General features: G+C 68.5%; 24 protein-coding genes. 16 read left to right on the forward strand and 8 right to left on the reverse strand.

The genetic code is table 11. The features are described 5' to 3' along the window. Positions 1-44 precede the first annotated feature (44 nt). The 15 genes from JMT67_RS11430 (at position 45) to JMT67_RS11500 (ending at position 15,904) form a co-directional block, all read left to right on the forward strand. A complete protein-coding gene (locus JMT67_RS11430) occupies positions 45-245 on the forward strand; it encodes a twin transmembrane helix small protein (RefSeq protein ID WP_054764478.1) in 201 nt (66 codons plus the stop codon). A gap of 13 nt (positions 246-258) precedes the next feature. Then, a complete protein-coding gene (locus JMT67_RS11435) occupies positions 259-831 on the forward strand; it encodes a cob(I)yrinic acid a,c-diamide adenosyltransferase (protein ID WP_054764479.1) in 573 nt (190 codons plus the stop codon). Positions 832-878: 47 nt separating this feature from the next. Beyond that, the gene (gene trmB / locus JMT67_RS11440) at positions 879-1,595 is read left to right on the forward strand and encodes a tRNA (guanosine(46)-N7)-methyltransferase TrmB (protein WP_054764480.1); all 717 of its coding nucleotides are present in this window, start codon (positions 879-881) and stop codon (positions 1,593-1,595) included. A gap of 109 nt (positions 1,596-1,704) precedes the next feature. Then, entirely contained in the window at positions 1,705-3,654 is a 1,950-nt protein-coding gene (locus JMT67_RS11445; protein WP_201463527.1) for a methyl-accepting chemotaxis protein, read from the forward strand. Positions 3,655-3,729: 75 nt separating this feature from the next. Next, on the forward strand, positions 3,730-4,233 hold the full coding sequence (locus tag JMT67_RS11450; protein ID WP_201463528.1) for a DUF1993 domain-containing protein: 504 nt from the start codon (positions 3,730-3,732) through the stop codon (positions 4,231-4,233). A gap of 128 nt (positions 4,234-4,361) precedes the next feature. Continuing rightward, positions 4,362-4,961 (forward strand): ribosome maturation factor RimP, encoded by a 600-nt coding sequence (gene rimP / locus JMT67_RS11455; protein WP_183216276.1) that lies wholly within the window; start codon positions 4,362-4,364, stop codon positions 4,959-4,961. Further along, the gene (gene nusA, locus JMT67_RS11460) at positions 4,961-6,679 is read left to right on the forward strand and encodes a transcription termination factor NusA (RefSeq protein ID WP_182715180.1); all 1,719 of its coding nucleotides are present in this window, start codon (positions 4,961-4,963) and stop codon (positions 6,677-6,679) included. The genes rimP and nusA overlap by 1 nt, the downstream gene beginning before the upstream one ends. 18 nt (positions 6,680-6,697) lie before the next feature. Next, the gene (locus JMT67_RS11465) at positions 6,698-7,372 is read left to right on the forward strand and encodes an RNA-binding protein (RefSeq protein ID WP_201463529.1); all 675 of its coding nucleotides are present in this window, start codon (positions 6,698-6,700) and stop codon (positions 7,370-7,372) included. Between the two features lie 106 nt (positions 7,373-7,478). Then, positions 7,479-10,505, forward strand: coding sequence for a translation initiation factor IF-2 (gene infB, locus JMT67_RS11470; protein ID WP_201463530.1), 3,027 nt, complete (start codon positions 7,479-7,481; stop codon positions 10,503-10,505). A gap of 231 nt (positions 10,506-10,736) precedes the next feature. Further along, complete coding sequence (locus tag JMT67_RS11475) at positions 10,737-11,153, forward strand: DUF2141 domain-containing protein (protein ID WP_201463531.1); 417 nt, start codon at positions 10,737-10,739, stop codon at positions 11,151-11,153. 43 nt (positions 11,154-11,196) lie between these two features. Beyond that, positions 11,197-12,675 carry a carotenoid oxygenase family protein gene (locus tag JMT67_RS11480; RefSeq protein WP_201463532.1) on the forward strand — a complete coding sequence of 493 codons (1,479 nt, stop codon included), beginning with the start codon at positions 11,197-11,199 and terminating at the stop codon, positions 12,673-12,675. Between the two features lie 82 nt (positions 12,676-12,757). Continuing rightward, positions 12,758-13,909 carry an acyltransferase family protein gene (locus tag JMT67_RS11485; protein ID WP_201463533.1) on the forward strand — a complete coding sequence of 384 codons (1,152 nt, stop codon included), beginning with the start codon at positions 12,758-12,760 and terminating at the stop codon, positions 13,907-13,909. Between the two features lie 48 nt (positions 13,910-13,957). Continuing rightward, entirely contained in the window at positions 13,958-14,488 is a 531-nt protein-coding gene (locus JMT67_RS11490) for a CHAP domain-containing protein (RefSeq protein WP_054764489.1), read from the forward strand. A gap of 40 nt (positions 14,489-14,528) precedes the next feature. Further along, a complete protein-coding gene (locus tag JMT67_RS11495; protein ID WP_201463534.1) occupies positions 14,529-15,326 on the forward strand; it encodes a tryptophan 2,3-dioxygenase in 798 nt (265 codons plus the stop codon). 92 nt (positions 15,327-15,418) lie between these two features. Next, positions 15,419-15,904 (forward strand): PA2169 family four-helix-bundle protein, encoded by a 486-nt coding sequence (locus JMT67_RS11500; RefSeq protein ID WP_191554843.1) that lies wholly within the window; start codon positions 15,419-15,421, stop codon positions 15,902-15,904. A 71-nt stretch (positions 15,905-15,975) separates the two neighbouring features. Here JMT67_RS11500 and rplS read toward each other — a convergent pair whose 3' ends face one another. Continuing rightward, the gene (gene rplS / locus JMT67_RS11505; protein WP_054764492.1) at positions 15,976-16,398 is read right to left on the reverse strand and encodes a 50S ribosomal protein L19; all 423 of its coding nucleotides are present in this window, start codon (positions 16,396-16,398) and stop codon (positions 15,976-15,978) included. Positions 16,399-16,466: 68 nt separating this feature from the next. Further along, positions 16,467-17,186, reverse strand: a complete 720-nt coding sequence (trmD, locus tag JMT67_RS11510; RefSeq protein WP_182714358.1) for a tRNA (guanosine(37)-N1)-methyltransferase TrmD — start codon at positions 17,184-17,186, stop codon at positions 16,467-16,469. A gap of 112 nt (positions 17,187-17,298) precedes the next feature. On the opposite strand from trmD, the gene JMT67_RS11515 reads away from it, so the two are divergent. After that, positions 17,299-17,436 carry an entericidin A/B family lipoprotein gene (locus JMT67_RS11515; protein WP_054764494.1) on the forward strand — a complete coding sequence of 46 codons (138 nt, stop codon included), beginning with the start codon at positions 17,299-17,301 and terminating at the stop codon, positions 17,434-17,436. Positions 17,437-17,481: 45 nt separating this feature from the next. On the opposite strand, the gene JMT67_RS11520 is transcribed toward JMT67_RS11515, so the two are convergent. From JMT67_RS11520 to JMT67_RS11545, 6 genes are all read right to left on the reverse strand, one after another. Then, positions 17,482-19,236 (reverse strand): AmpG family muropeptide MFS transporter, encoded by a 1,755-nt coding sequence (locus JMT67_RS11520; protein ID WP_201463535.1) that lies wholly within the window; start codon positions 19,234-19,236, stop codon positions 17,482-17,484. A gap of 39 nt (positions 19,237-19,275) precedes the next feature. Beyond that, the gene (locus JMT67_RS11525) at positions 19,276-20,796 is read right to left on the reverse strand and encodes a response regulator (RefSeq protein ID WP_201463536.1); all 1,521 of its coding nucleotides are present in this window, start codon (positions 20,794-20,796) and stop codon (positions 19,276-19,278) included. 71 nt (positions 20,797-20,867) lie between these two features. Continuing rightward, entirely contained in the window at positions 20,868-22,472 is a 1,605-nt protein-coding gene (locus JMT67_RS11530; RefSeq protein ID WP_201463537.1) for a YifB family Mg chelatase-like AAA ATPase, read from the reverse strand. A 63-nt stretch (positions 22,473-22,535) separates the two neighbouring features. Next, positions 22,536-23,492, reverse strand: coding sequence for a glutathione synthase (gene gshB / locus JMT67_RS11535; protein WP_201463538.1), 957 nt, complete (start codon positions 23,490-23,492; stop codon positions 22,536-22,538). 88 nt (positions 23,493-23,580) lie between these two features. Continuing rightward, positions 23,581-23,775 (reverse strand): Trm112 family protein, encoded by a 195-nt coding sequence (locus tag JMT67_RS11540; protein ID WP_054764499.1) that lies wholly within the window; start codon positions 23,773-23,775, stop codon positions 23,581-23,583. 80 nt (positions 23,776-23,855) lie between these two features. Continuing rightward, complete coding sequence (locus tag JMT67_RS11545) at positions 23,856-24,512, reverse strand: LON peptidase substrate-binding domain-containing protein (protein WP_054764500.1); 657 nt, start codon at positions 24,510-24,512, stop codon at positions 23,856-23,858. Positions 24,513-24,515: the final 3 nt, after the last annotated feature.

Raw genomic sequence — 24,515 nt, forward strand, 5'->3', positions numbered from 1 at the left:
GCGCCGTGCTGGCGCCGGAAGCGCGACGCGCCTAAAAGGACGTCATGCAGATGTTGGACATTCTGATCCTCCTCGCCATCGCCGCCGTGACGGTGACGCTCGGCCTGGGGCTGTATTCGCTGTTTCGCGGGGGCGCCTACGCCCGCAGCCATTCCAACCGGCTGATGCGCTGGCGGGTCGGGTTGCAGGCCCTGGCGGTCCTGCTTCTGGTGATCGGCATGCTGTGGAAGGCGACGGCGTCTTGACCGGAGGTCGTCCATGGTGACGCTGAACAAGATCTACACCAAGACTGGGGACGAGGGCCTGACGCGGCTGGCCTCGGGCGCGCCGGTGTCTAAGACCGATCTGCGGGTCCAGGCCTATGGGGCGGTGGATGAACTGAACGCCGTCCTGGGGGTGGCCCGGCTCAGCAGCGGCCAGAACGACCGGATCGACGCCATGCTGGGGCGGATTCAGAACGAACTGTTCGACCTGGGGGCCGATCTGGCCACGCCGCTGGACCCGCCCCCGGCCTGGGAGGCGCTGCGAATTCTGGACAGCCAGGTCGAGCGGCTGGAACAGGAGATCGACTGGATGAACGAGAGCCTGAAACCGCTGGACAGTTTCATCCTGCCCGGCGGTTCGCCCTTGTCGGCCCATCTGCATGTGGCGCGCACCGTGTGCCGTCGCGCCGAGCGGGACGCCGTGCGTCTGGTTGAGGCGGGGCAGGCGGTCAACGGCGCGGCCCTGCGCTATCTGAACCGGCTGTCGGACCATCTGTTCGTCGCCGGGCGCCGCGCCAACGCCAACGGCGCCAATGACGTCAAGTGGAAGCCGGGCGCCACGCGCTGAGGCGTCGCTTATGGACGCCGGGGTTCCGGACGGCTAACGGCAGGCGGATGAAGACCGACCTGCCCCCCGAGGACGACAATCCGCATCTGGAGCGGCCGCTGCGGTCGTTCGGCCGCATCAAGGCTCGCCCGATCAAGCCGCGTCAGGCCGCCCTGATGGAGACGCTGCTCCCACGGATCGCCGTGCCGGACCCGAAGGCGGGACCGGTGAACCCGCAGACTCTGATGCCCAACGCCGCCGAGGTCTGGCTGGAGATCGGATTCGGCGGGGGCGAACATATGGCGGCCCAGGCGGCGCGGCGGCCGGACGTTCTGGTGATCGGCTGCGAACCCTTTCTGAACGGGGTCGCCTCGGCCCTGCGCCACGTCGAGGAAGGCGGGCTGGAGAACGTCCGCATCCACGCCGACGACGCGCGCGACCTGGTCGAGGTCCTTCCCGACGCCTCGGTCGATCGGGTGCTGATCCTGTTTCCCGATCCCTGGCACAAGGCCCGGCACAACAAGCGCCGCCTGTTGCAGGACGAGACGGCCCAGGCCTTCGCCCGCATTCTGAAGCCCGGCGGGACGCTGCGGTTCGTCACCGATTGGCGCGACTATGCGGAATGGACGCTGGAGCGATTGGAGAGGGCGCCGGGGCTGAAACGGATCGGAGCGGCCGAGGCCGACTGGCATGTCGCCCCGTCGGACCATGTGATCACCCGCTATGAGGAAAAGCGACTGGGCGACACCGCGCCGATCTTCCTGGAATATCAGAAGGCGGCCTGAGGGAACTTGTGCGGGGCTGATTGTCGCATAAGGGTATCTACCTAGCCCCCTCATAGGCCCCCGTTTAACCTCGTTCTTTAGGCATGGTCCGATGCTTAGGGAAACAACCATGAAGGCTTTGACGATCGGCGGGCGGATTAATCTGCTGGCGCTTGTGACGGTGGTCGGCCTTCTGGTGGTGACGGCCTTGGCCCTTTTCCGGCTGGATGCGGTCATGCGTGACGACATCGCCGACCGCACTAAAAAGTCCGTCGAGATCGCCCACAGCGTGGTCGCCTATTACCAGGGTGAGGAGGCGGCCGGACGGATGAGCCGGGATCAGGCCCAGACGGCGGCCAAGGCGGCGGTCGGGGCCATGCGGTACGGCCAGGACGACTATTTCTGGATCAACGACATGCATCCCACCATGGTGATGCACCCGATGAAGCCGGCGCTGAACGGCAAGGATCTGAGCGAGAACAAGGACGCTGACGGCGTGCTGATGTTCAAGGAATTCGTCGCCGTGGTGCAGAAGGACGGCGAGGGCTTCGTCGAGTATCAGTGGGCCAAGCCGAACCAGGACGAGGCCTCGCCGAAGATCTCCTATGTGAAGGGCTTTGCGCCCTGGGGCTGGGTGATCGGTTCAGGCGTCTATACCGACCAGATCGCGGCGGCCGTGGGCAAGTCGGCCCTGGCCTTGGGCTCCATGGCCCTGCTGGTTTTGCTGGTGGTCGGGGCGGCGGGCTGGTTCATCGGCCGGTCGGTGTCGGGGCCCGTGGTGGCGCTCGAGCGGCGGATGCGCGGCCTGGCGGAGGGGGATACGGCCTCCGAGATTCCGGGCGTCGCGCGCGGCGACGAGATCGGCAAGATGGCCTTGGCGCTCGCGACCTTCCGCGACGCGGCCATTGAGAAGGCGCGTCTGGCGGCGGAGGCGCTTTCGCAGCGCTCGATGAGCGAGCAGGAGCGGGCCGCCCGCGAGGCCGAGAAGGCAGCGGAGGCCGAGGCCGACCGGGTGACGATCGAGGCCTTGGGCCGGGGTCTGGCGGCCATGGCGGACGGCGACCTGACCTATCGGATCGAGACCGAATTCGCGCCCAAGGCGGCGCAGCTGAAGACGGACTTCAACGCCGCCATCGCTCAGCTCCAGCAGGCCCTGTCGGTGGTGGTGGGCAATATCGCCGGCATCCGCTCCGGCGCCGGCGAGATCAGCCAGGCCGCCGACGACCTGTCGCGGCGCACCGAACAACAGGCTGCGGGGCTGGAGGAGACGGCGGCGGCTCTGGACGAGATCACCGCCACGGTGAACAAGACGGCGTCGGGCGCGCGCCAGGCCTCGGACGTGGTCCAGGCCGCCAAGGGCGACGCCGAGACCTCGGGCGTCATCGTTCGCGACGCCGTCCAGGCCATGCAGGCCATAGAGGGCTCGTCGGACCAGATCAGCCAGATCATCGGCGTCATCGACGAAATCGCCTTCCAGACCAACCTCCTGGCCCTGAACGCCGGGGTCGAGGCGGCCCGTGCGGGCGAGGCCGGTCGCGGCTTTGCGGTGGTGGCCTCCGAGGTCCGCGCCCTGGCCCAGCGGTCGGCGGAAGCCGCCAAGGAGATCAAGACCCTGATCTCGACCTCCAGCACCCAGGTCGGTTCGGGGGTGAAACTGGTCGGCCAGACCGGCGAGGCCCTGCAGCGGATCGTCGATCGGGTGGCCGAGATCGACGGACTGGTGTCGGAAATCGCGGCCTCGGCCCAGGAACAGGCCATCGGCCTGGCCGAGGTCAATACGGCCGTCAACCAGATGGACCAGGTCACCCAGCAGAACGCCGCCATGGTCGAACAGTCGACCGCCGCCAGCCACTCTCTGGCCCAGGAGGCCCAGTCGCTCCAGGCCTCGGTGGCCCGGTTCAAGGTCGGCTCAGCGGCCCAGGTCGCCGCCGCCCCCGCCCCGACCCGCGCCACCGCGCCGGCCCTCAATCCGGCCAAGCCCGCCCACCGCATGGTCCAGGCCCTAAAGACCCTGGGCCGCGGCGGCGCCGCGCCCGCCCAACAGGCCGCTCCCGCCGAAGACGGCTGGGAGGAATTCTAGGCGGCTTCGTCGAGGACGGTCTGGCGCGGCGGCGATGAACCGACCAGCTTAGGCCGTCTTCACCGGAGCCCTTGAATGACCCTCTCGATCTACGACTTCGCCACGCCCGTTCTGGCGCGCGGCCTCACCAATCTGTCCGGTTTCCTGGACAAGGCCCTGGCGGAGGGCTTCGACGAGACAATCCTGATCCAGGCCCGGCTGCACGACGACATGCGCCCCCTGGCCGCCCAGGTGCAGCTGGCCTCGGACACGGCCAAGGGCGCCGTGGCGCGGCTGGCCGGCGTGGACAATCCGTCCATGGCCGATACGGAGACGACCTTCGCCGAACTGAAGGACCGGATCGCCCGCACCCTGGCCTTCATCGAGGGCGTGGACCCGGCCGCCTTCGCCGGCGCCGAGACCCGGTCGATCAGCCTGAAGACGCCGAGCCGGGAACTGAACTTCGACGGCCTGGGCTATCTGACCAGTTTCGTCCTGCCCAACTTCCATTTCCACGTCACGACCGCCTACGCCGTCCTGCGCAAGGAGGGCGTGCCGCTGGGCAAGATGGATTATCTGGGGCGGCTGGCGCTGGTTTGAACGAAGAGGGCTGACAAGCGAATGTGAAAGGCCTATATGGCGCTCCACATCGTTAGACCGGCGTCCAACGGCGTCGTTCAAAGCGGCGGCCCGGACGGACCGCCGCTTTTGTTTTGGATATTCGCCGCTTGCGCGCAAAGACCGCCCAGGACCGCCAACTGCTGGAGCTGATCGACCCGATCGCGGAGTCGCTCGGCCTTGACGTCGTGCGCGTTCGTCTGATGAGCGGCTCCAAGCGCCAGCGCCTGCAGATCATGGCCGAGCGCCCGTCCGACCACGACATCTCGGTGGAGCAATGCGCCAAGCTGAGCCGGGCCGTGTCGGAGGTGTTCGACGCCGCCGACCCGATCTCCGGCGAATATCTGCTGGAGGTGTCCTCGCCCGGCATCGACCGGCCCCTGACCCGTCCCATCGACTTCGACCTGTTCGAGGGCGAGGAGGCGCGGCTGGAGACGGACCGGATGATCGAGGGCCGCAAACGCTTCAAGGGCGTGCTGGCCGGGTTCGAGGACGGCAATGTCCTGATCGACCTGGAGGGCGAGGAGGACACCGCCCTGATCCCCTTCGACTGGCTGGCCGACGCCAAGCTGGTCCTGACCGACGCCCTGATGAAACGGGGCGCCGCCATCCGCGCCGCTCGCGGCGAACCTGAAGACGACGGCCTGCCCGAAGGGGAAGCCGACGACGCTGACACCGACACCACGACCCCTTCTGAGGACAAAGCCTGATGGCCGTCACCGGTATTTCCGCCAACCGCCTCGAACTGCTGCAGATCGCCGAGGCCGTGGCTAGAGAGAAGAACATCGACCGCGAGATCGTCATCGAGGCGATCGAGGAGGCGATCCAGAAGGGCGCCAAGTCGCGTTACGGCGCCCATCACGACATCCGCGCCAAGATCGACCACAAGACCGGCGAACTGTCCCTGACCCGTCACGTCACCATCGTCGAGGACGACTGGCAGCCGGAAGACGAGCTGGAGGAGTTCAACGACAGCGCCATGGTGCGTCTGCGTGACGCCCTGAAGCGCGACCCCGAGGCCGAGGTCGGCAAGGAATATGTCGAACAGCTGCCGCCGTTCGAGTTCGGCCGCGTTCAGACCCAGATGGCCCGCCAGGTGGTGACCGGCAAGGTCCGCGAGGCCGAGCGCGCCAACCAGTATGAAGAGTTCAAGGATCGCGTCGGCGAGATCGTCAACGGCACGGTCAAGCGCGTCGAATACGGCAACACCATCGTCGACCTGGGCCGGGGCGAGGGCGTGATGCGCCGCGACCAGTCCATCCCGCGCGAAGTGTTCAACATCGGCGACCGGATCCGCACCTACATCTACGACGTCCGGCCCGAGGCCAAGGGGCCGCAGGTCATGCTGAGCCGCGCCCACCCCGGCTTCATGGCCAAGCTGTTCGCCCAGGAAGTGCCGGAAGTCTATGACGGGGTGATCGAGATCCGCGCCGCCGCCCGCGACGCCGGCTCGCGCGCCAAGATGGCCGTCCTGTCGAACGACAGCTCCATCGATCCCGTGGGCGCCTGCGTCGGCATGCGCGGCTCGCGGGTTCAGGCGGTCGTCGCCGAACTGCAGGGCGAAAAGATTGACATCATCCAGTGGAACCCGGACGAGCCCACCTTCATCGTCAACGCCCTGGCCCCGGCCGAGGTGTCCAAGGTGGTGCTGGACGAGGAAGCCGGGCGGGTGGAAGTGGTCGTGCCTGACGAGCAGCTGTCGCTGGCCATCGGCCGCCGCGGCCAGAACGTGCGTCTGGCCAGCCAGCTGACCGGCTGGCAGATCGACATCATCACCGAGAGCCAGGACTCCGAGCGCCGCCAGCGCGAGTTCGGCGAGCGCACCGCCCTGTTCCAGGAAGCCCTGGACGTGGACGAGGTCATCGCCCAGCTGCTGGTCACCGAAGGCTTCGCCACGGTGGAAGACCTGGCCTATGTCGACCCCTATGAGGTCTCCGAGATCGAGGGCTTCGACGAGGAGACCGCCGAAGAGCTGCAGACCCGCGCCCGCGAATATCTGGACCGCAAGGCCGCCGAGCTGGACGCCAAGCGCGTCGAACTGGGCGTCGAGGACGCGGTTCTGGACGTGCCGGGCGTGACCCTGGCCATGGCGGTCGCCTTGGGCGAAGGCGGGGTCAAGACCGTCGAGGACCTGGCCGATCTGGCGACCGACGAAATTCGCGGCGGCTACGAGGTGAAGAACGGCGAACGGGTCAAGGTCCCGGGCGTTCTGGAAAGCTTCAACCTGGCCCAGGAAGAGGCCGAGCTGCTGATCCTGCAGGCCCGTGTGGCCGCCGGCTGGATCGACGCCTCGGAACTGCCGCAGCCCGAGCCGGAGTATGAGGACGAGGGCGACTACGCCGAGGGCGAGTACGATCCCGACCAGGTGTTCGGCGAGGCCGGTGGCGAAGGCCAGGCGTCCGACGACGCCGAACCGTCGAACACGTGATGGGAGACCTGGCCCTTCATGAGCTTGCGCGACGCGACGATCGATAGGGAACGCCGGGACCTGGTCAGCCACCAGGTCATGGACGAATCTCGTCTGATCCGTTTCGTCGCCGGGCCCGAGGGTCAGGTGGTTCCCGACCTGGGGCGCAAACTGCCCGGTCGCGGCCTGTGGGTCGAAGCCAGTCGCGCCTCGGTCGAGGCGGCGGTCAAGAAGAACGGCTTCACGCGCGCCGCAAAGACGAAGCTGACCGCGCCGGCCGATCTGGCGGATCTGGTCGAGCGGCTGCTGGTCCGGCGTTGTTTGGACCAGCTGGGTCTTGCCCGGCGCGAAGGCGTGCTTATCTCAGGCTTCGAAAAGTCCGCTGCGGCCCTGCGGTCCGGCAAGGCCGCCTGGGTGATCGAGGCCTCTGACGGGGCCATCGACGGCCGTGGCAAAATCCTCGCATTGGCCCGCCATCAGACCGCCAAGGTCTGCGGCGCCTTTACGGCGGACGATTTGAGTTTGGCCCTTGGGCTGGAAAATGCGATACACGCCGTCCTGCTTGCGGGCGGACGCGCCGATCGGTGGACCCTAGAGGTCGAACGACTGGCTGGATTTCGGCCGCTTCGCCCCCCTCACTGGGAGATTTCCGGTGTCGAGGACGGACCGGCGGGCGCACCCCCGACTGATTTTGATCACGGTGGGGCGAGCTGAGGATTTTGGCGGCCGAGGGCCTGTCTCCAGGGGCGGAGACGGGCTCACGGCCGTTTATGGGTATTGAGACGACGGCGGGCTTTTCCGCCCCAAGTAAAGCGACCGGATGAGCGACGAAAACGACAAGACCAACCAAGGCCAGGGTTCGAACACCGGCGGAACGCCGTCCCAAACGGGGCCGCGGGCGCCGCTGAGCCTGAAGCCGCGCGCCGCGGGATCGGTTTCGACCGGCACCGTGAAGCAGAGCTTCAGCCATGGCCGATCCAAGACGGTGGTGGTCGAGACCAAGCGCCGCCCGGGCGCCGGCGGGCCGCAACGCCCGCAAGGCTTCGACGTCGCTCGCCCGCAGCAGGCGGGACAGGCGCCGCGTCCGCAAGGCCAGCGGCCGTCCCAGCCCGCCGGCGGGGGGCTGTCGCCTGAGGAGCAGGAGGCCCGTCGCCGCGCCATCGCCCTGGCCACCCAGGCCAACGCCGAACGCGAACGCGCCGCCGCCGCCGAAAAGGCCGCCCGCGAAGCCGCCGAGCGTGAGCGCGCCGCCGCCAGCGAACGCGCCGCCCAGGCCGCGCGTGAAGAGGCCGCCGCCGCCAAGGCCGCAGCCGAGGCCGCCCGCGCCGAGGCCGCGAAACTGGCCGCCGCCGCGCCTCAGCCGGCCAAGCCTGCGCCCAAGCCGACCCCGGCTCCGACGCCTGCTGCGGCCGCGCCCGCCCCTGCGCCGGTCGTTCCGACGCCGGCGCCCGCCCGTCCCGCCGCCCCGGCGCGTCCGACCGTCAACTTCGGCCAACGCGCGCCCAAGCCCGGCAATCCGCAGCGTGCGGCGCCGGAACGCCCCGCCTTCGGCGGCCGTTCGGCCCGCGAACAGGCGATGGGCGGCGGCGATCGGTCCTATTCGGATCGTCCGCAGTCGTCCGAGCGTCCGCAAGGCGAACGTCCCCAGGGCGGTCGTCCCGGCGGCCCCGGCCAGCGTCCGCAGGGCGCCAAGCCGGCTGAGCCGGTCCGCTATTCGGCCCTGAACCCCCGCCCGGCCCCCGGCGCCGCCCGTCCCGGCGGCCCGCGCACGGGCCCCGGCGGCCGCGCCGCACCCAACGCCCCGCCGGCGACCCCGGAAGTGGCGCGTCCCAGCCGCGCGCCCGGCGCCGGCTTCGGCCGCCCGGTCGGTCGCGACGATGATCGTGAGAAGCGTTTCTCCGACGCCGGCAAGGCGGTCAGCCGCACCCGCGGCGAACCCAAGCGCCGCGAAGGCCGGATGACCATCCAGTCCGTGGTCGGCGACGGCGACGCCGCCGAGCGGATGCGCTCGCTGGCCTCGGTCCGCCGCGCCCGTGAACGCGAGAAGGAAAAGCGCAAGGGCGGATCGACCGATGCGCCGAACCGTCCGCGTGAAGTGGTCATCCCCGACGTCATCACCGTGCAGGAGCTGTCCAACCGGATGGCCGTGCGCGGCGTCGACATCATCAAGTTCCTGATGAAGCAGGGCATGATGATGAAGATCAACGACGTGATCGATTCCGACACCGCCGAACTGGTGGCCGAGGAGTTCGGCATGGCGGTCAAGCGCGTGTCCGAATCCGACGTCGAGACCGGCTTCATCGCCGAGGCGGACGACGAGGGCGCCACCGAGACCCGCGCCCCGGTCGTGGCCATCATGGGCCACGTCGACCACGGCAAGACCTCGCTGCTGGACGCGCTGCGCACCACCGATGTGGCGGGCGGCGAAGCCGGCGGCATCACCCAGCATATCGGCGCCTATCAGGTGCGTCTGGAAGACGGCCAGAAGGTCACCTTCCTGGACACCCCCGGCCACGCCGCCTTCTCGGCCATGCGGGCGCGCGGCGCCAATGTGACCGACATCGTGGTTCTGGTCGTGGCCGCCGACGACGGCGTCATGCCCCAGACGATCGAGGCCATCCAGCACGCCAAGGCGGCCGAGGCCCCCCTGATCGTCGCCGTCAACAAGATGGACAAGCCCGGCGCTACTTCGCAGAAGGTCGTCAACGAACTGCTGCAGTACGAAGTCATCGCCGAGAGCCTGGGCGGCGACACCCAGATCATCGAGGTCTCCGCCAAGGAGCGGATGAACCTGGACGGCCTCCTGGAGGCCATCCTGGTCCAGGCCGAGGTCATGGACCTGCGCGCCAACCCCGACCGTTCGGCCGAGGGCGTGGTCATTGAGGCCAAGCTGGACAAGGGCCGCGGCCCCGTCGGCACCGTCCTGGTCAAGCGCGGCACGCTGAAGCGCGGCGACATCGTCGTGGCCGGCGGCGCCTGGGGCAAGGTTCGCGCCCTGCTGAACGAACGCAACGAGCAGCTGGCCGACGCCGGCCCCTCCGTCCCGGTCGAGATCCTGGGTCTGGACGAGGCGCCGTCGCCGGGCGACGTCTTCGCCGTGGTGGATTCCGAGGCCCGCGCCCGCGAGCTGACCGAATATCGTCAGCGGGTGAAACGCGAGAAGGCCCAGGTTTCGGGCGGCTCGGTCTCGCTGGTCGACATGATGGCCAAGCTGGGCTCCAAGAAGATCAACGAGCTGCCGGTCGTCATCAAGTCCGACGTCCAGGGTTCGGGCGAAGCCATCGCCGCCTCGCTGGAGAAGATGGGCAACGACGAGGTCCGCGCCCGCATCGTCTATTCCGGCGCCGGCGGCATCACCGAGAGCGACGTCAACCTGGCCAAGTCGGCCGGGGCGCCGATCCTGGGCTTCAACGTGCGGGCCTCGAAACAGGCGCGCGATCTGGCCGAGCGCGAAGGGGTCGAGATCCGCTACTATTCGATCATCTACGACCTGCTGGACGACATGAAGGGCGTGCTCTCGGGCATGCTGGCGCCGCTGCAACGCGAAACCTTCCTGGGCAACGCCCAGGTGCTTCAGGTCTTCGACATCTCCAAGGTCGGCAAGATCGCCGGCTGCCGCGTCACCGAAGGCGTCGTGCGCAAGGGCGCCCGCGTCCGCATCATCCGCGACGACGTGGTGGTGCTGGAGCTGGGCGTGCTCAACACGCTCAAACGCTTCAAGGACGAGGTCAACGAGGTGCCCTCGGGCCAGGAGTGCGGCATGCAGTTCCAGGGCTTCCAGGACATCAAGGAAGGCGACTACATCGAGTGCTTCACGGTCGAAGAGATCAAGCGCACCCTGGACTAGGTCCGGCGTTCGCAGGCGCACAGAGAGACAGGCCCGGAACCCAGGTTCCGGGCCTTTTTCTTTGCGCGGCGGATCCGACACGGGCGTTCACGCTTCGCCGGCGGCGGCGCACGGTCACTGGCGAAAACGGACTGTCCAGCGCCGCAAGTCCGCTGGCGGCGGCTGCGGACGGGCGGCACGGTCCGGTCATCGAGAGCCGGCCGTCGGTTCTCACCCAACAGGATCGCCGCCGTGAAGTTCTCCGCCCTCATCCTTTCCGCCGCCGTCGCCGCTCTCGCCGCCGCGCCAGCCTTCGCCGCCGACCTGACCATCGTCTTTCCGGACGCGGCCGCAGAAGGCCGGATCATGGTCGCCGTCTTCGACAGCGCCGAGGCCTATCAGGCGGGCCGACCGGTCAAGGCGGCCCAGCTGGACGCCGCAGCAGGCGAGACCCGCGTCACCTTCGACGACCTGCCCGACGGCGATTATGCGGTGCGCGCCTTCCACGATCTGAACGCCGACGGGCGGATGAACACCAATCCCTTCGGCATGCCGACCGAGCCCTTCGCCTTCTCCAACAATGCGGTCGGCAATATGGGCCCGGCCTCCTGGGACCGCGCCCGCTTCCAGGCGGCCGGGTCGGTCGAACAGACGATTACCCTGAAATAGATCCCGCCGCCGACCTGCCGTTTTCAACTTCAAGAGCCTGATCATGATCCCCTCCCGCCGCGCCTTTCTGATGGGCGCCGCCGCCCTGTCCGCCGCCGTGGCCACGCCCGAAATGACGCGCGCGGCCGCCGCCTTGAACGCCGTCGCCGAAATGAAGGCCGACTGGGCCCTGGCGACGCGCGATGTCGCCGCCGACGCGCCCCGTCACGCCCTGCGCCTGATCCACGGCCGCGCGCCGTCGGGTCTGGAGGGCGTTCTTTATCGCAACGGGCCGGGGCGCTTCCGTCGGCCGGGCGGATCGGCGACCCACTGGTTCGACGGCGACGGCCTGATGCGGGCCTTTAGGATTCAGGACGGTCAGGCCACGCTGGAGGCCCGTTTCGCCGATACGCCCAAGCGCCGAACCGAGACGGAGCTGGACGCCGTCGTCACCCCCGGCTTCGGCACACGCGGCGACGCCCGCGCGCGAGTCGGCTCCAATGACGACGCCAACGCCGCCAATACGGGGATCATGCCGTCGGGCGATCGGGTCTGGGCCCTGTGGGAGGGCGGGTCGCCCCTGGCCATGGACGCCGCCGACCTGTCCACCCAGGCGTTCGTCACCCTGCGGAGCGATCTGAAGGGCATGCCCTTCCAGGCCCACCCGCGTCGAGGACCGGACGGCTCGATCTGGAACGTCGGCGCGGCAGGCGATCGGGCGGTGATCTGGCGGCTAAATCCCGACGGGGGACTGAATCAGGCGGAGGTGCTGCGTCTGCCGCGCGCCAGCTACATGCACGACTTCACGGCGACTGACCGGCATCTGATCCTGGTGATGCAGCCCTGGCTGTTCGAGACCCAGGCGACGCCGATCATCAACGGCCTGGTCTGGCGGCCTGAGGCGGGAACCCAGGTCATGGTGCTGGACAAGGACGATCTGAGCCGGCGGAGGATCTATGAACTGCCCGGCTTCTTCCACTTCCACCTGGGCGACGCCTGGGTGGAGGCGGACGGGACCATTCGCTTCGACGTCGCCGCAGCCGAGGATCCGCGCTTCGCCGTCGATGGGGCGAGGGTGCTGGTGGAGGGGCAGGGAACAGTTCCAGGGGATCCGGCGACCCTGGCCTTGATCACCCTTCGACCTGACGGGCGGGCCGAAATGACGCGCTCCAACGCCGTCGGGGAGTTTCCGCAGAGCGATCCGCGTCGTCGGGGGCTTAAGCGACGCCTGACCGTCCATACGGGCGGAGAAACGCGCGGCCGGCCTCTGCCCACCGGCCTGGCCTTGCAGGACTGGGAGACGGGTCGATCCGAGGGCTTCACCTTCGGCCGCCATCAGGTCGTTGAAGAGGTGCTGTTCGCGCCCAAGCCCGGCGCGACGGCCGAGCGGGACGCCTGGCTGATCGGCCCCTCCATCAATCTGGACGCCGGTCGCACCGAACTGCATGTGTTCGACGCCGCCCGGATCGAGGACGGGCCGGTCGTCAGCTGGGCTGCGGACTTCGCCCTGCCCGCCGGCTTCCACGGGGCCTGGGTCGGTTAGTGCTCCGGTCGGGCCAAAAGGCGGCAGGCGCCGTTCTTGCGGCCTTCATGGTTCGCAAAGCCTGACGTGCCAAGGTGAGACCATGACCCCCGTTCAAACGCCGGCCGATCTTCGCCCCTTGACCGCCCTGCGGTTCGCCGCGGCCCTGTGGGTCGCCGTCTACACCTTCTGGCCCAATCTGGCCGGGGCGCCGCAGACGACCGTGGTCGCCAAAGGCTATCTGGGCGTTGAACTGTTCTTCGTCCTGTCCGGCTTCATTCTGAGCCACGTCTATCTTCAGGCGGCGGGCGAGAAGCGGTTTTCCTATCGCGGCTTCCTGTGGGCGCGGATCGCCAGGGTCTATCCGCTGCATCTCGCCACCCTGATCGGGGTCGGAGGGCTGGCGGCGGCGGCTCTGATCGCGGGAATGAGCGTGGACGCCAACGTCCTGTCCTGGTCGTCGCTTCCCGCCAATCTGCTGATGCTCCACGCCTGGGGTCTGGCGCCGGTGGCCGGTTGGAACCATCCGTCCTGGTCGATCTCGGCGGAATGGTTCGCCTATCTGTGCTTTCCCCTGTTCGCCTTCGTCTTCTGGCGTCTGCGCGACAAGCCGGTCGCGGCCGTGGTGGGAACGGCGGCCTTTCTGACGGTGCTCTATTTCGTGTTCGAACAGACGGCGGGCTTTCCCCTGACGGAGGCCACCATTCGCTGGGGCGCGCTTCGGATCGTCCCCTGTTTCGCCCTGGGGTGCGCCCTCTATCTGGTCTATCGCAAGGCCGGGCCGCAGCTGTCCGCCCCGGCGGCGGGCGCAGGCGCGGCGATCGCCTTCGTCCTGATGATGGGCAGTGCGGCCCTTGGTCTCTGGGACGGCGTCACCGTCCTGTGCGCCGGCGCTCTGATCCTCGCCCTGGCCGCCTTGCCCAATGCGAGGGCCGGCTGGCTGGCCTCGCGCCCGGCCGTCTATCTGGGGGAGATCAGCTATTCGGTCTATATGGTTTGCGTGCCGTGGAATCTGCTGGCCGTCGGCCTGGCGGCGAAGCTGACGGGCGCCGCTGACAAGCAACTTCAAATTTTCGTGTGGCTGGCGATTCTGGCCCTTTTGCCCGTCGTGGCGGCGGTCTCCTATCACCTGGTCGAACGCCCGGCGCGACAGGCTTTGAGGGGGTTGGCCGAGCGGCCGAAATCCGTGTCAAGCGCTACAGAAGACCGTCCGTCGCCTGACGGCGGTATGTCGAAAACGGTTGTCGAATCCTGAGGGCCTGTGTTCTAAAAACACCATCGGCAGTCGGGATACGGCCTCAGCATGACAAAACGGCTCAAAGCCGCCGCGGTTGCGGCGACCCTCGGTTTTTTTGCACTGGGCGCAGTTCCCTCCAATGCAAAGGCTGACGAGCCGTACTGGCAGTGCGTGACCTTCGCCCGCATGTTCTCGGGCATCAACATCTTCGGCGACGCCTGGACCTGGTGGCGTCAGGCCGCCGAGAAGTTCCGCACGGGCAAGGCGCCCGAGACCGGTTCGGTCCTGGTCTTCCGCCCGGAAGGCCGGATGAGCCGCGGCCATGTCGCCGTCGTTTCCGACATTCTGACCGACCGGGTGGTGCGCGTGACCCACGCCAACTGGGGCGGCAGCCGCGGCAAGGTCGAGGAAAACGTCACCGTCGTGGACGTCTCGCCCGCCAACGACTGGTCCCAGGTCAAGGTCTGGTACAATCCGATCAACGGCCTGGGCACGACCGTCTATCCGACCTACGGCTTCATCTATAAGGGCGCGCGCGACGCCTTCGACGCCGGCCGCCAGATGGCCGCCAATGTGTCGGGCCAGGGTCAGCAATAGGCGGACTTGCGCCTTTCCCGGCCGCGGGCGATAGCGGCGCATGACCCAATCCCGCGACATGACCTACGCCGGCTATCTGGCGTTGGACGATCTGCTTTCGACCCAGCATCCGCTGTCGGATCAGCACGACGAAATGCTCTTCGTCGTCATCCACCAGACCAAGGAGTTGTGGCTGAAGCAGATGCTGCACGAAGTGGCCCTGGCCCAGACCCTGGTGCGGGCCGGCGACCTGGTCCCCGCCTATAAGAGCCTGGCGCGGGTCAGCCGCATCCAGGCGGTGATGACCCAGAGCTGGGACATTCTGGCGACCATGACCCCGGCCGACTATCTGCGGTTCCGGGGCGTGCTGGGCGCGTCCTCCGGTTTCCAGAGCGACCAGTTCCGTCGCTTCGAGGCCATGCTGGGGCTGAAGGACCCCGCCTTCCTGAAGTTCCATGTGGACCGACCCCAGGCCCATGCGGCGCTGGAGGCGGCGATCGCGTCGCCCAGTCTGTATGACGACGCCCTGGCCCAGTTGGCCAAGGCCGGCCTGTCGGTGCCCGAGGCCGTGCTGAACCGCGACGTGACCCAGCCCTATGAACCGTCCGAGGCGGTAGAGGCGGCTTGGCTCGAGGTCTATCGGGACACGGAGCGCTGGTGGGCCCTGTATCAGCTGGCCGAGAAGCTGGTCGACCTGGACGACGCCCTGCTGACCTGGCGACATAAGCACGTCGTCACGGTCGAGCGCATCATCGGCCGGCGCCGTGGGACGGGCGGAACGGAAGGGGCGGCCTATCTGGCCACGACCCTGACCAAGCGGTGCTTTCCTGAGCTGTGGTCGCTGCGGACCGCCCTCTGACGGCCTGTTGATCGGGCGCGGCGCCGCATCCGGCAACCTTCGCCGCGTCCGGCCATTGTCCGCTTGACCGCCTAAGCGGAGGAGCCGACGCAATGAGCAATCCCAACGCCCATGACATCAAGGTCTTAAACGGCCTGATCGAGACCACCCTGGACAGCGCCGACGGCTACGCCCAGGCGGCCGAAGAGACGAACGACCCCCATTTCCGCAGCCTGTTCGAACGCCGCAGCGAGGAGCGCCGCCAGGTGGTCGAGGACCTGTCGGCCGCCGTGCGCGGTCTGGGCGGCGACCCTGAGGCTCACGGCTCCATCCTGGCCAAGGCCCACCGCGCCTTTCTGGACGTCAAACACGCCCTGCTGAGGAATGACGACAGCGTGGTGGGGTCGATCAACAGCGGCGAGGGGTTCATCGCCGCAAAGTTCGACAAGGCTCTGGATGACACGGCCATCTCGGCCACCACCCGCGAAACCATTCGCCGCGCCTACGCCTCCATCAAGACGGGCCATGATCAGATGGAAGGCCTGAAACACAGTCTGGAAGGCCAGAGGGATGCGTCCAATCCGCTGTTTCCGCAATAGGGGCGCGCCGGACAAAGAAAAAGGCCCCGGCGTCGCCGCCGGGGCCCTTATCGTTTCGCAAAGGCCTGGGATCAGGCTTCGTCGCCCTTGTCGGCGGCGCCGGTTTCCGGGACCACCACGCCCTTGGCGGGACGAACCGTCTGACGCTCGGCGATCCGGGCCGACTTGCCGCGACGGTCACGCAGATAATAGAGCTTGGCGCGACGCACGACGCCGCGGCGCTTCACCTCGATCGACTCGACGTTCGGCGACAGAATGGGGAATTTACGTTCGACGCCTTCGCCGAACGAGATCTTGCGGACGGTGAAGGTCTCGTTCACGCCGCCGCCGTCGCGGGCGATGCAGACGCCTTCGAAGGCCTGGACGCGCTCGCGCTCGCCTTCCTTGATCTTCACATTGACGCGCAGGGTGTCGCCCGGCTGGAAGTCCGGGATCTTGCGGTCGCCCAAGACGCGGGCTTTTTCTTCAGCTTCCAGCTGTTGAACGATGTTCATGTCATTTCTCCTCGAGCTTGGCGCTCTTTACCTGTCATTTGGCGGGCGGGGCCCGCTGGTCCGCAAGGTCAAGCCTTGCGGGGGTGAGCGAGATGCGCCTGCCAGAGATCCGGCCGCCGCTCCCGCGTGGTCTGCTCCCGCTGCGCCTGACGCCATTCGGCGACCTTCTTATGGTCGCCCGACAGCAGCACCTCGGGAATCTCAAGCCCCTCGAACGTCCGCGGTCGCGTGTACTGCGGATGCTCCAGAAGCCCGTCCTCGAAACTTTCGGACGACAGGCTGTCGCCTGAGCCGAGCACTCCGGGGATCAGTCTTACGCACGCCTCGATCACGACCATGGCCGCCGCCTCGCCGCCGGCGAGGACCGCGTCTCCGACCGAGACCTCCTCGAACCCCCGGGCGTCCAGCACCCGTTGATCCACCCCCTCGAAACGGCCGCACAGCACGACGATCCCGTCCGCTGTCGCCCATTCCTTGACGCGCGCCTGGGTCAGGGGCCGACCCCGGGCGCTCATGTACAAAAGCGGCCGTTTCGGCCCCGGCAGGCTATCGACCGCCCTGGCCACCACGTCCGCCTTAAGCACGGCTCCCGGACCGCCGCCCGCAGGGGTGTCGTCCAGGAAGCCGCGCGTATCTGTGGAAAAGGCGCGGATGTCAACCGTATCCAGGCTCCACAGCCCCTTCTCGCGCCAGGCCGTGCCGATCAGGGACACGCCGAGCGGGCCCGGAAAGGCTTCGGGGAACATGGTCAGGACGGTGGCCAGAAAAGGGGGGGCAGTGAAGGACATGGCGGCCCTTTAGCCCCGAACGACGGCGAAAATCCATTGTTTGCGACAGGGATGCGCAACCAAGGCCAAGCTTGAGCGTTCCAGCCGAGCTTGACCATATACGAGGTTCGCCATGCGCAAGATCATCACCCTGTCGCTCGTCGCCGCCGCCCTGGCCGTCTCGGCCTGCAACACCATCGCCGGCGTCGGCCGGGACGTTTCGGCCGCCGGATCGGCCGTCAGCTCGGGCGCGGAACGGGCGAAACACTGAGCGGATGATCCGCAAGGCCCGCCCGTACCGGCGGGCCTTCGCATTTCAGGACGGCTGGCCCTCGGTCGCCGCCACGGCGGGATCCACGTCTTCGGCCGTCTGACGGGCCTGAAGCGCGGTCTGTTTTCCGGCCACGACGAAGGCCAGGACGATGCCGAACAGGCCGATGACGAAGGAATAGAGGAAGAAGGCCACATAGCCGGCGCCCAGGGCCGCAGGCGTCACGCCGCTGGCCGCCGCGCCGGTGGTCAAAACGCCCTCCTGTAGATTGGCGAACAGGCCGCGCAGGCCCGCGAAGGGGCCGTTCCCTTCCGCCGCCCGGGCCGAGGCCTCCACGATCCGACCCGACTGCGAGGCGATCAGCTTGCCCGGCAGGGCGTACAGCGAGGTGAAGAGGGCGTACTGGGTGGCCGTAAAGCCGATCGAGGTCAGGCTGGACATATAGGCGATCAGGGCCGTCCCGGCGTAGCCGCCAGAGACGTTGTCGACGCCGATGGCCACCGTTAGGGCCGACAGACTGTGTCCCTGGGTCGCCAGCCAGGCGAAGACCAGGTTGGAGACCGGGCTCATGAAGGCGCCGATGACCATGGTGCGGATCAGGCCCAGCCTGGCCACCGACCAGCCGCCGATGAAGACGCCGAGCGTCGTCATGACCACGCCGAACACTTTGCGCACCTCGGCCAGCTCGGTCTTGGTGAAGCCCAGGTCGATATAGAAGGGCGGCATGATGTTCAGCACGAAGTCGGCCAGGCGATAGACGCAGATCAGGGCCAGGATCAGGGTCGCGACGCCGGCGAACCGCTTGTAGAAGTCGGCCACCGGCTGGCCGAAGGATCCGGCCAGATAGGCGCCGGGGCGGGTCTTCAGTCCCGGCAGAGGCCAGCAGGCCAGAACCATGACGCCCAGGCCCAGGAAGACCGAGACGAACTGCAGATAGACGCCTTCGGGCTTAGCCGACAACGCCGCCTTCACCGCAGCCTGGCCCTCCGCCCCCAGGCCGAAGAGACCGAACAGGGCGTTCAGCGGCGCGGACTGGCCTGTCAGGCCCGAGCCGAGGAACATGGCGGCGACGCCGATGATCGCCAGACGGGCGACCCACTCCAGCACCTCCAACCTGGGCCGCGACGGCACGTCGCCGACGGGGATGGGGCGGATCGAATGGGCCTTTTCGCGGGGCGCGAACAGGACGCCGGCGATGCCGAGACCCATCAGGGCGGCCATGACGGCGTAGGACAGGTTCCAGTTGTAGAGATCGGCCAGGACCAGGGGCACGGCGCCCGCGACGATCATGGCGACGCGGTATCCCATCTGGTAGGCGGCGGCCATGGCGCCGTGGCGGCGGTCGTCGGCCGCCTCGATCCGCCAGGCGTCGATGACGATGTCCTGGGTGGCGCCGAAGAATCCGACCAGGGCGGCGAAACCGGCGACGGCGATCAGGGCGTCGGCCGGGTTCAGCGTGGAGATCGACCACAGGCCGAAGACGATCACGCCCTGGGTGACCAGCATCCAGGCGCGACAGTGACCCAGGAGGGGCGTCAGAAGAGGGACGGCGGTCCGGTCGATCAGGGGCGCCCAGACGAACTTCAGCGAATAGGACAGGGTCGCCAGGGCGAAGAAGCCGATCACCTCCAGCGTCAGGCCGCTTTCCCGCAGCCAGGCTGTCAGGGTGTCGAAGATCAGCAGATTGGGCAGACCGGCCGAAAAACCCAGAAGCAGCATGATGAAGACGCGCCGCTCGCCATAGACGGCCAGGCCGCCGAAACGGCTTGCGGGTTTGGCGGGTGTGGTCTGGTCGGTCATGCACGGCTCCGGCGGCGGCCGGAGACGGACGCCGTTAACTCAGCCGACCTTGGCGCGGATGTCGCGCTTCGTCCAGCGGGCCAGGGCGGCGCGCAGCCCCTCGGCGTCCAGCGGCTTGACCAGATGGTCGTCCATCCCGGCCTCCAGGCACAGGCGGCGGTCCTCGGCGAAGGCGTTGGCGGTCAGGGCCAGTATGGGGGTGGCGTCGCCTGTGGCGCGGATGGCGCGGGTGGCGGCGGGGCCGTCCATGCCCGGCATCCGCATGTCCATCAAGACCAGATCATAGCGGGCGCGTGCCAGGGCGGCGACGGCCTCCTGACCGCTGGCGGCGGTTTCGACGATGCAGCCCTCGCGCTGCAACAGGGTGCGGGCCAGCAGGGCGCCGACCGGATTGTCCTCGGCCAGCAGGACCCGCGTCCCGGCGAAGCGGGCAGGGACGACCCGGTCGTCCTCAGCCGCCGGAGAGGCGGCGCCGGCCTCGCGCATGGGATCGTCCTGGGCCGCGACGGCCAGCACCCGTTCGGCGAGGGAGGCGCGGCGCAGAGGCTTGATCAGATAGCCGTGGAAGCCCTGGGCGCGGTAGCGCGCGATCAGATCGCGCTCGGACGGTTTCAGCAGGATCACGCCCCGGCCGTCCGACGGCGGAAGCGCCAAGTCGCCGGACAAGGCGCCGACGTGATCGACCAGAACGACCGGCGCCGATGCGGCGAACCGCCCACCGGACGCCTCGATCTGGGCGACGGCGGCGGCCTGGACGAAGGGGTCGGGCGAGCGGACGGCGACGGTCAGGCCCGCCAGAGGCTGGTCTCGCGTACCGGGAACGACATCGAAGGCGGCCTCGAAACAGAAGCGGGCGCCGCCGCCCGGGCGGTCTGCGACCTGGACAGACCCGCCCATGGCCCGCGCCAGTTTTCGGACGACGGCAAGCCCCAGGCCCGCCCCGTCGTGTCGCACGGCGTCGGAAACGTCGGCGTGTCCGAACTCTTCGAAGATGCGCGTGCGGGCTTCGTGCGGCACGCCGGGGCCCGTGTCATCGACGATGAAGGCCAGGTGCGCCGCCCCGCCGGCGCCGTTTCGCCGTTCGACCGCGATGTAGACGCCGCCGGTCTCGGTGAACTTGACCGCATTGCCGGCCAGGTTGAACAGAACCTGCTTCAGCCGGCCCTCGTCGGCCCTGATGTCGGGGACGTCGGCGCCGACGGACCAGACGATCTCCAGCCCCTTGTCATGGGCGCGCGGGCTCAGCAGTTCGGCGACGCTGCGGACCAGGGGTTCCACATCGACCGGCGCCAGGTCGAACTCCAGCGCCCCGGCCTCAAGCCGCGCATAGTCCAGAAGGTCGTTGACCAGTCCCAAAAGATGTTCGGCCGACTGGCGGGCGTTCTCGGCATAGGCGCGCTGGGCGCCGTCCAATCGGGTCCGCTGCAACAGATGGATCATGCCCAGCACCCCGTTCAGGGGGGTGCGCATCTCGTGACTCATCAGGCGCAGGAACTGCTGGGCCGGATCGGCCGTCGTCGCCGAGCCTTCGGTTCGTTTCGTCGCCGCCCGCCGCGCCATGGTCTGTTCCGTCTCCGCGAGGGACGACCTCTAAGCCGAACGGAGTTAAGGACGCTTCAAGAGGCCCTGGATCAATCATGGATGAAGGCCGCCCGACCGGCGGCCTCGGCCAGGCTGGAGCGGGCGGCGACGCGGCGGTCGAAATCGGCCTCGGCGCCGACCGTGTTGCGGCGATAGATCAGGGCCTCGGCGACATGGCGTCGCAAGACCCCGTCGCAGCCGTCCAGGTCGGCGATGGTGCGGGCCAGCCTCAGGGTGCGGGTCCAGCCCCGCGCCGTCAGACCCCCGGCCTCGCCCGCCCGCATCAGCAGCATCCGCCCCGCCTCGTCCGGCGTGGCGAACCGGTCCAGCGCCTCGCCGGAGGCCCGGGCGTTCAGCCCCTGGGCGGGATCCAGGCCGGCGGCCCGCGCCCGGTCTTCCTGTAGGGCGCGTGCAGCGGCGACGCGCGCCTTGGCCTCGGCCGTGCCTTCGGACGGGGGCGGCAGGATCATGTCGGCGGCGGTGACGGGCGGGGTCTCGACCGTCAGGTCGATCCGGTCGAACATCGGACCGGACACCCGGTTCTGATAATCCCGCTGGCAGCGGGGCGCCTTGCCGCAGGCGCCGCGCCCGGCGCCGCCGATGCCGCAGCGACAGGGGTTCATCGCCGCCACCAGCTGGAACCGGGCCGGATAGCGGATATGGGCGTTGGCCCGGGCCACGACGATCTCGCCCGTCTCCAGGGGCGCCCGCAGCGAGTCCAGGGCCTGGGCGCTGTATTCGGGCAGTTCATCAAGGAAGAGGACGCCGTTATGGGCCAGCGACGCCTCGCCCGGCTTGGCCCGCAGACCCCCGCCGGTCAGGGCGGCCATCGAGGCGGAATGATGCGGGCTGCGGAACGGGCGATCCCTTGTCAGGGCCCCGCGCTCGATCAGGCCGGCGACCGACCAGACCATGGAGGTCTCCAGCAGCTCCTGGGAGGTCAGGGGCGGCAGCAGGCCGGGCAGGCGCTGGGCCATCATCGACTTGCCTGATCCGGGCGGGCCGATGAACAGCAGATTGTGGCCCCCGGCGGCCGCGATCTCCAGCGCCCGCTTGGCGCCTTCCTGGCCCTTGACCTCGCGCAGGTCGGGCACGGCCTTGCCGCCGGCCAGGGGACCGGGCTCAGGCGCGCGCAGCACCTGGCTTCCCTTGAAATGATTGATCAGGGCGATCAGGGACCGCGGCGCCAGAATACGCGCCCCGCCGGCCCAGGCGGCTTCCGGCCCCGTTGATTCCGGGCAGATCAGGCCCAGGCCCAGAGCGTCGGCGGCCACGGCGGCGGGCAGGGCGCCCCCGACCCGGGCGATCTGCCCGTCCAGCCCCAGTTCGCCGATGGCGGCCCAGCCGTCCAGGGCGTCCGGCCCGATCACCCCCATGGCCGCCATCAGGGCCAGGGCGATGGGCAGGTCGAAATGGCTGCCCTCCTTGGGCAGGTCGGCGGGGGCCAGATTGGCGATGATCCGCCGCGAGGGCAGGGCCAGACCGATCCCGGCGAAGGCGCCGCGCACCCGCTCGCGGCTTTCAGCCACCGCCTTGTCCGGCAGGCCGACGATGTTGAACACCGTCTGCTGATCCTGGCCGACCAGCTGGACCTCGACGTCCACGCGCCGCGCCTCGACCCCGTCAAAAGCGACCGTAACGACTCGCGCGACCATGGCTCCGCCCCCCTTTTTGGAGCGAGGAACGAACCATGAACTTGGCTCTAATTCAAGTAGCGATTACGCAACCTGTGCGGCGCGTTTCGCTTCTATGACCTCCCACATCCGCGCCGTGGCGTCGACGCCGGTGAAGGTCTTCAGCTGCTGGGCCCCCGTGGGAGAGGTGACGTTGATCTCGGTCAGCCAGTCGCCGATCACGTCTATGCCGACGAAGATCAGGCCGCGTTCCTTCAGGGTCGGACCAATGGCGGCGCAGATTTCGAGATCGCGCGGCGTCAGCTCGACCGGCGCGGCCGTGCCTCCGACCCGCAGGTTGGACCGGACCTGGTCCTTGGCGGGAATTCGGTTGATGGCGCCCACCGGCTCGCCGTCCACCAGCAGAATCCGCTTGTCGCCCTTGGACACGGCGGGAATGAATTTCTGGATCACCAGAGGATCGCGCGATCCCATGGCGTGGATTTCGATCAGAGCATCCAGATTGGGATCATCCGCCTTCAGCCGGACCACGCCCGAGCCTGCGGCCCCATGCAGGGGCTTCAGCACCACCTCGCCGTGGCGCCGGTGGAAGTCGCCCAGCTGGACGGGGTCGGAACTGATCAGGGTCGGCGGGGTCAGGTCGGGGAAGCGTGTCACGAGCAGCTTCTCCGGCGCCGAACGCACCTCGGCCGGATCGTTGACCACCAGGGTCGAAGGGTGGATCGTTTCCAGGAGATAGGTGGCCGTCACATAGGCCATGTCGAACGGCGGGTCCTGACGCATCAGAACCACATCGACGTCCTGTCCCAGATCCAGCCGAACGGGGTCGCCGAAATCGACATGATCGCCGGCCTTGCGACGAACGGCGACCGGACGGGCGCGGCAGTAGAGCCGCCCCTCCTCAAGGGCCAAGGTGCGGAAATCATAGACCCACAGCCGGTGCCCGCGCGCCTGGGCCGTTTCCGCCATCAGAAAGGTGGTGTCGGACTCAATATTGACGGCCTCGATCGGGTCCATCTGGATGGCGACTTTGAGGGTCATGGTGTCTGGGGCCTATCGCGCCTTGCGCTGCTTGGGCCCGATCGGCGCGAGGCGCCCGAGCCGAGGGTTCGTCTTCGTCTGTTGCGGTTCAGTCCAGCGGCCTGGCTTCTTCGGCCAGCATGATCGGCACGCCTTCCCGGATCGGATAGGCCAGTTTGGCGCCCGGCGAGATCAGCTCCCCGGCCTCGCGGTCATAGGTCAGGCGGCCCCGCGTCACCGGACAGACCAGCACCTCTAGCAGGCGAGGGTCGACGGAAACCGGCGTCTGGAAGGCGTCGCTCATGAGGGCTCCTGTCGTCTGCGAAAACCAGGTCGGAAAGGCTGTTTAGGGTCACGGCGCGCTTTGCGCCATATGGGCGGGCCTTATTGGATCGACGATGCGGCGTCGTCGCCCCCGTCGGCGGCGTCGATCCGCAACAGGGCGGTCAGGGCCTCGGCGCGCGACATCAGGCTCATCGACTCCAGCAGGGCCTGTTTTTCGGCGGGTTCGAACGGCAGGGCCATGGCCAGGCTGTTGACCAGGGCCTCCATAGGCGCGGTCTCGGCCGTGTCCCAGTCGATTTCCAGGGCGCGGTGAGCCATGTAGTCCCGCAAGGCGTCCAGAAAGGCGTGGCGGTCGAAATCCGGCTCCTCGGGCGGGGGCGCCAGATCGTCCTCATAGGCGTCGAACGCCGCCCGCACCTGTCGATACGGCGTCTTGGTCGGCAGTTCGGCCGCGACGCGGAACCGCGACACGCCCGTCAGGGTGATCAGATAGCGCCCGTCCGACGTCTCGGCGAAGCCGGTGATCCGTCCGGCGCAGCCGACCGAAGACAGGCCGGGCAGGGCCGGCGTCCCGCCCTTGGGCTGAATCAGGCCGATGATCCGGTCGCCCGCCATGGCGTCGTCCACCATGTTCAGATAGCGCGGCTCGAAGATGTTCAGCGGCAGCTGTCCGCGCGGCAACAGGATGGCGCCGCCCAGCGGAAACACCGGAATGACCTGGGGCAGGTCCAAAGCGCGCACATAGCCCTGGGGCATGGA

Origin of the sequence: Brevundimonas aurantiaca (assembly GCF_904830995.1) — a bacterium.
GTDB lineage: Bacteria > Pseudomonadota > Alphaproteobacteria > Caulobacterales > Caulobacteraceae > Brevundimonas > Brevundimonas aurantiaca.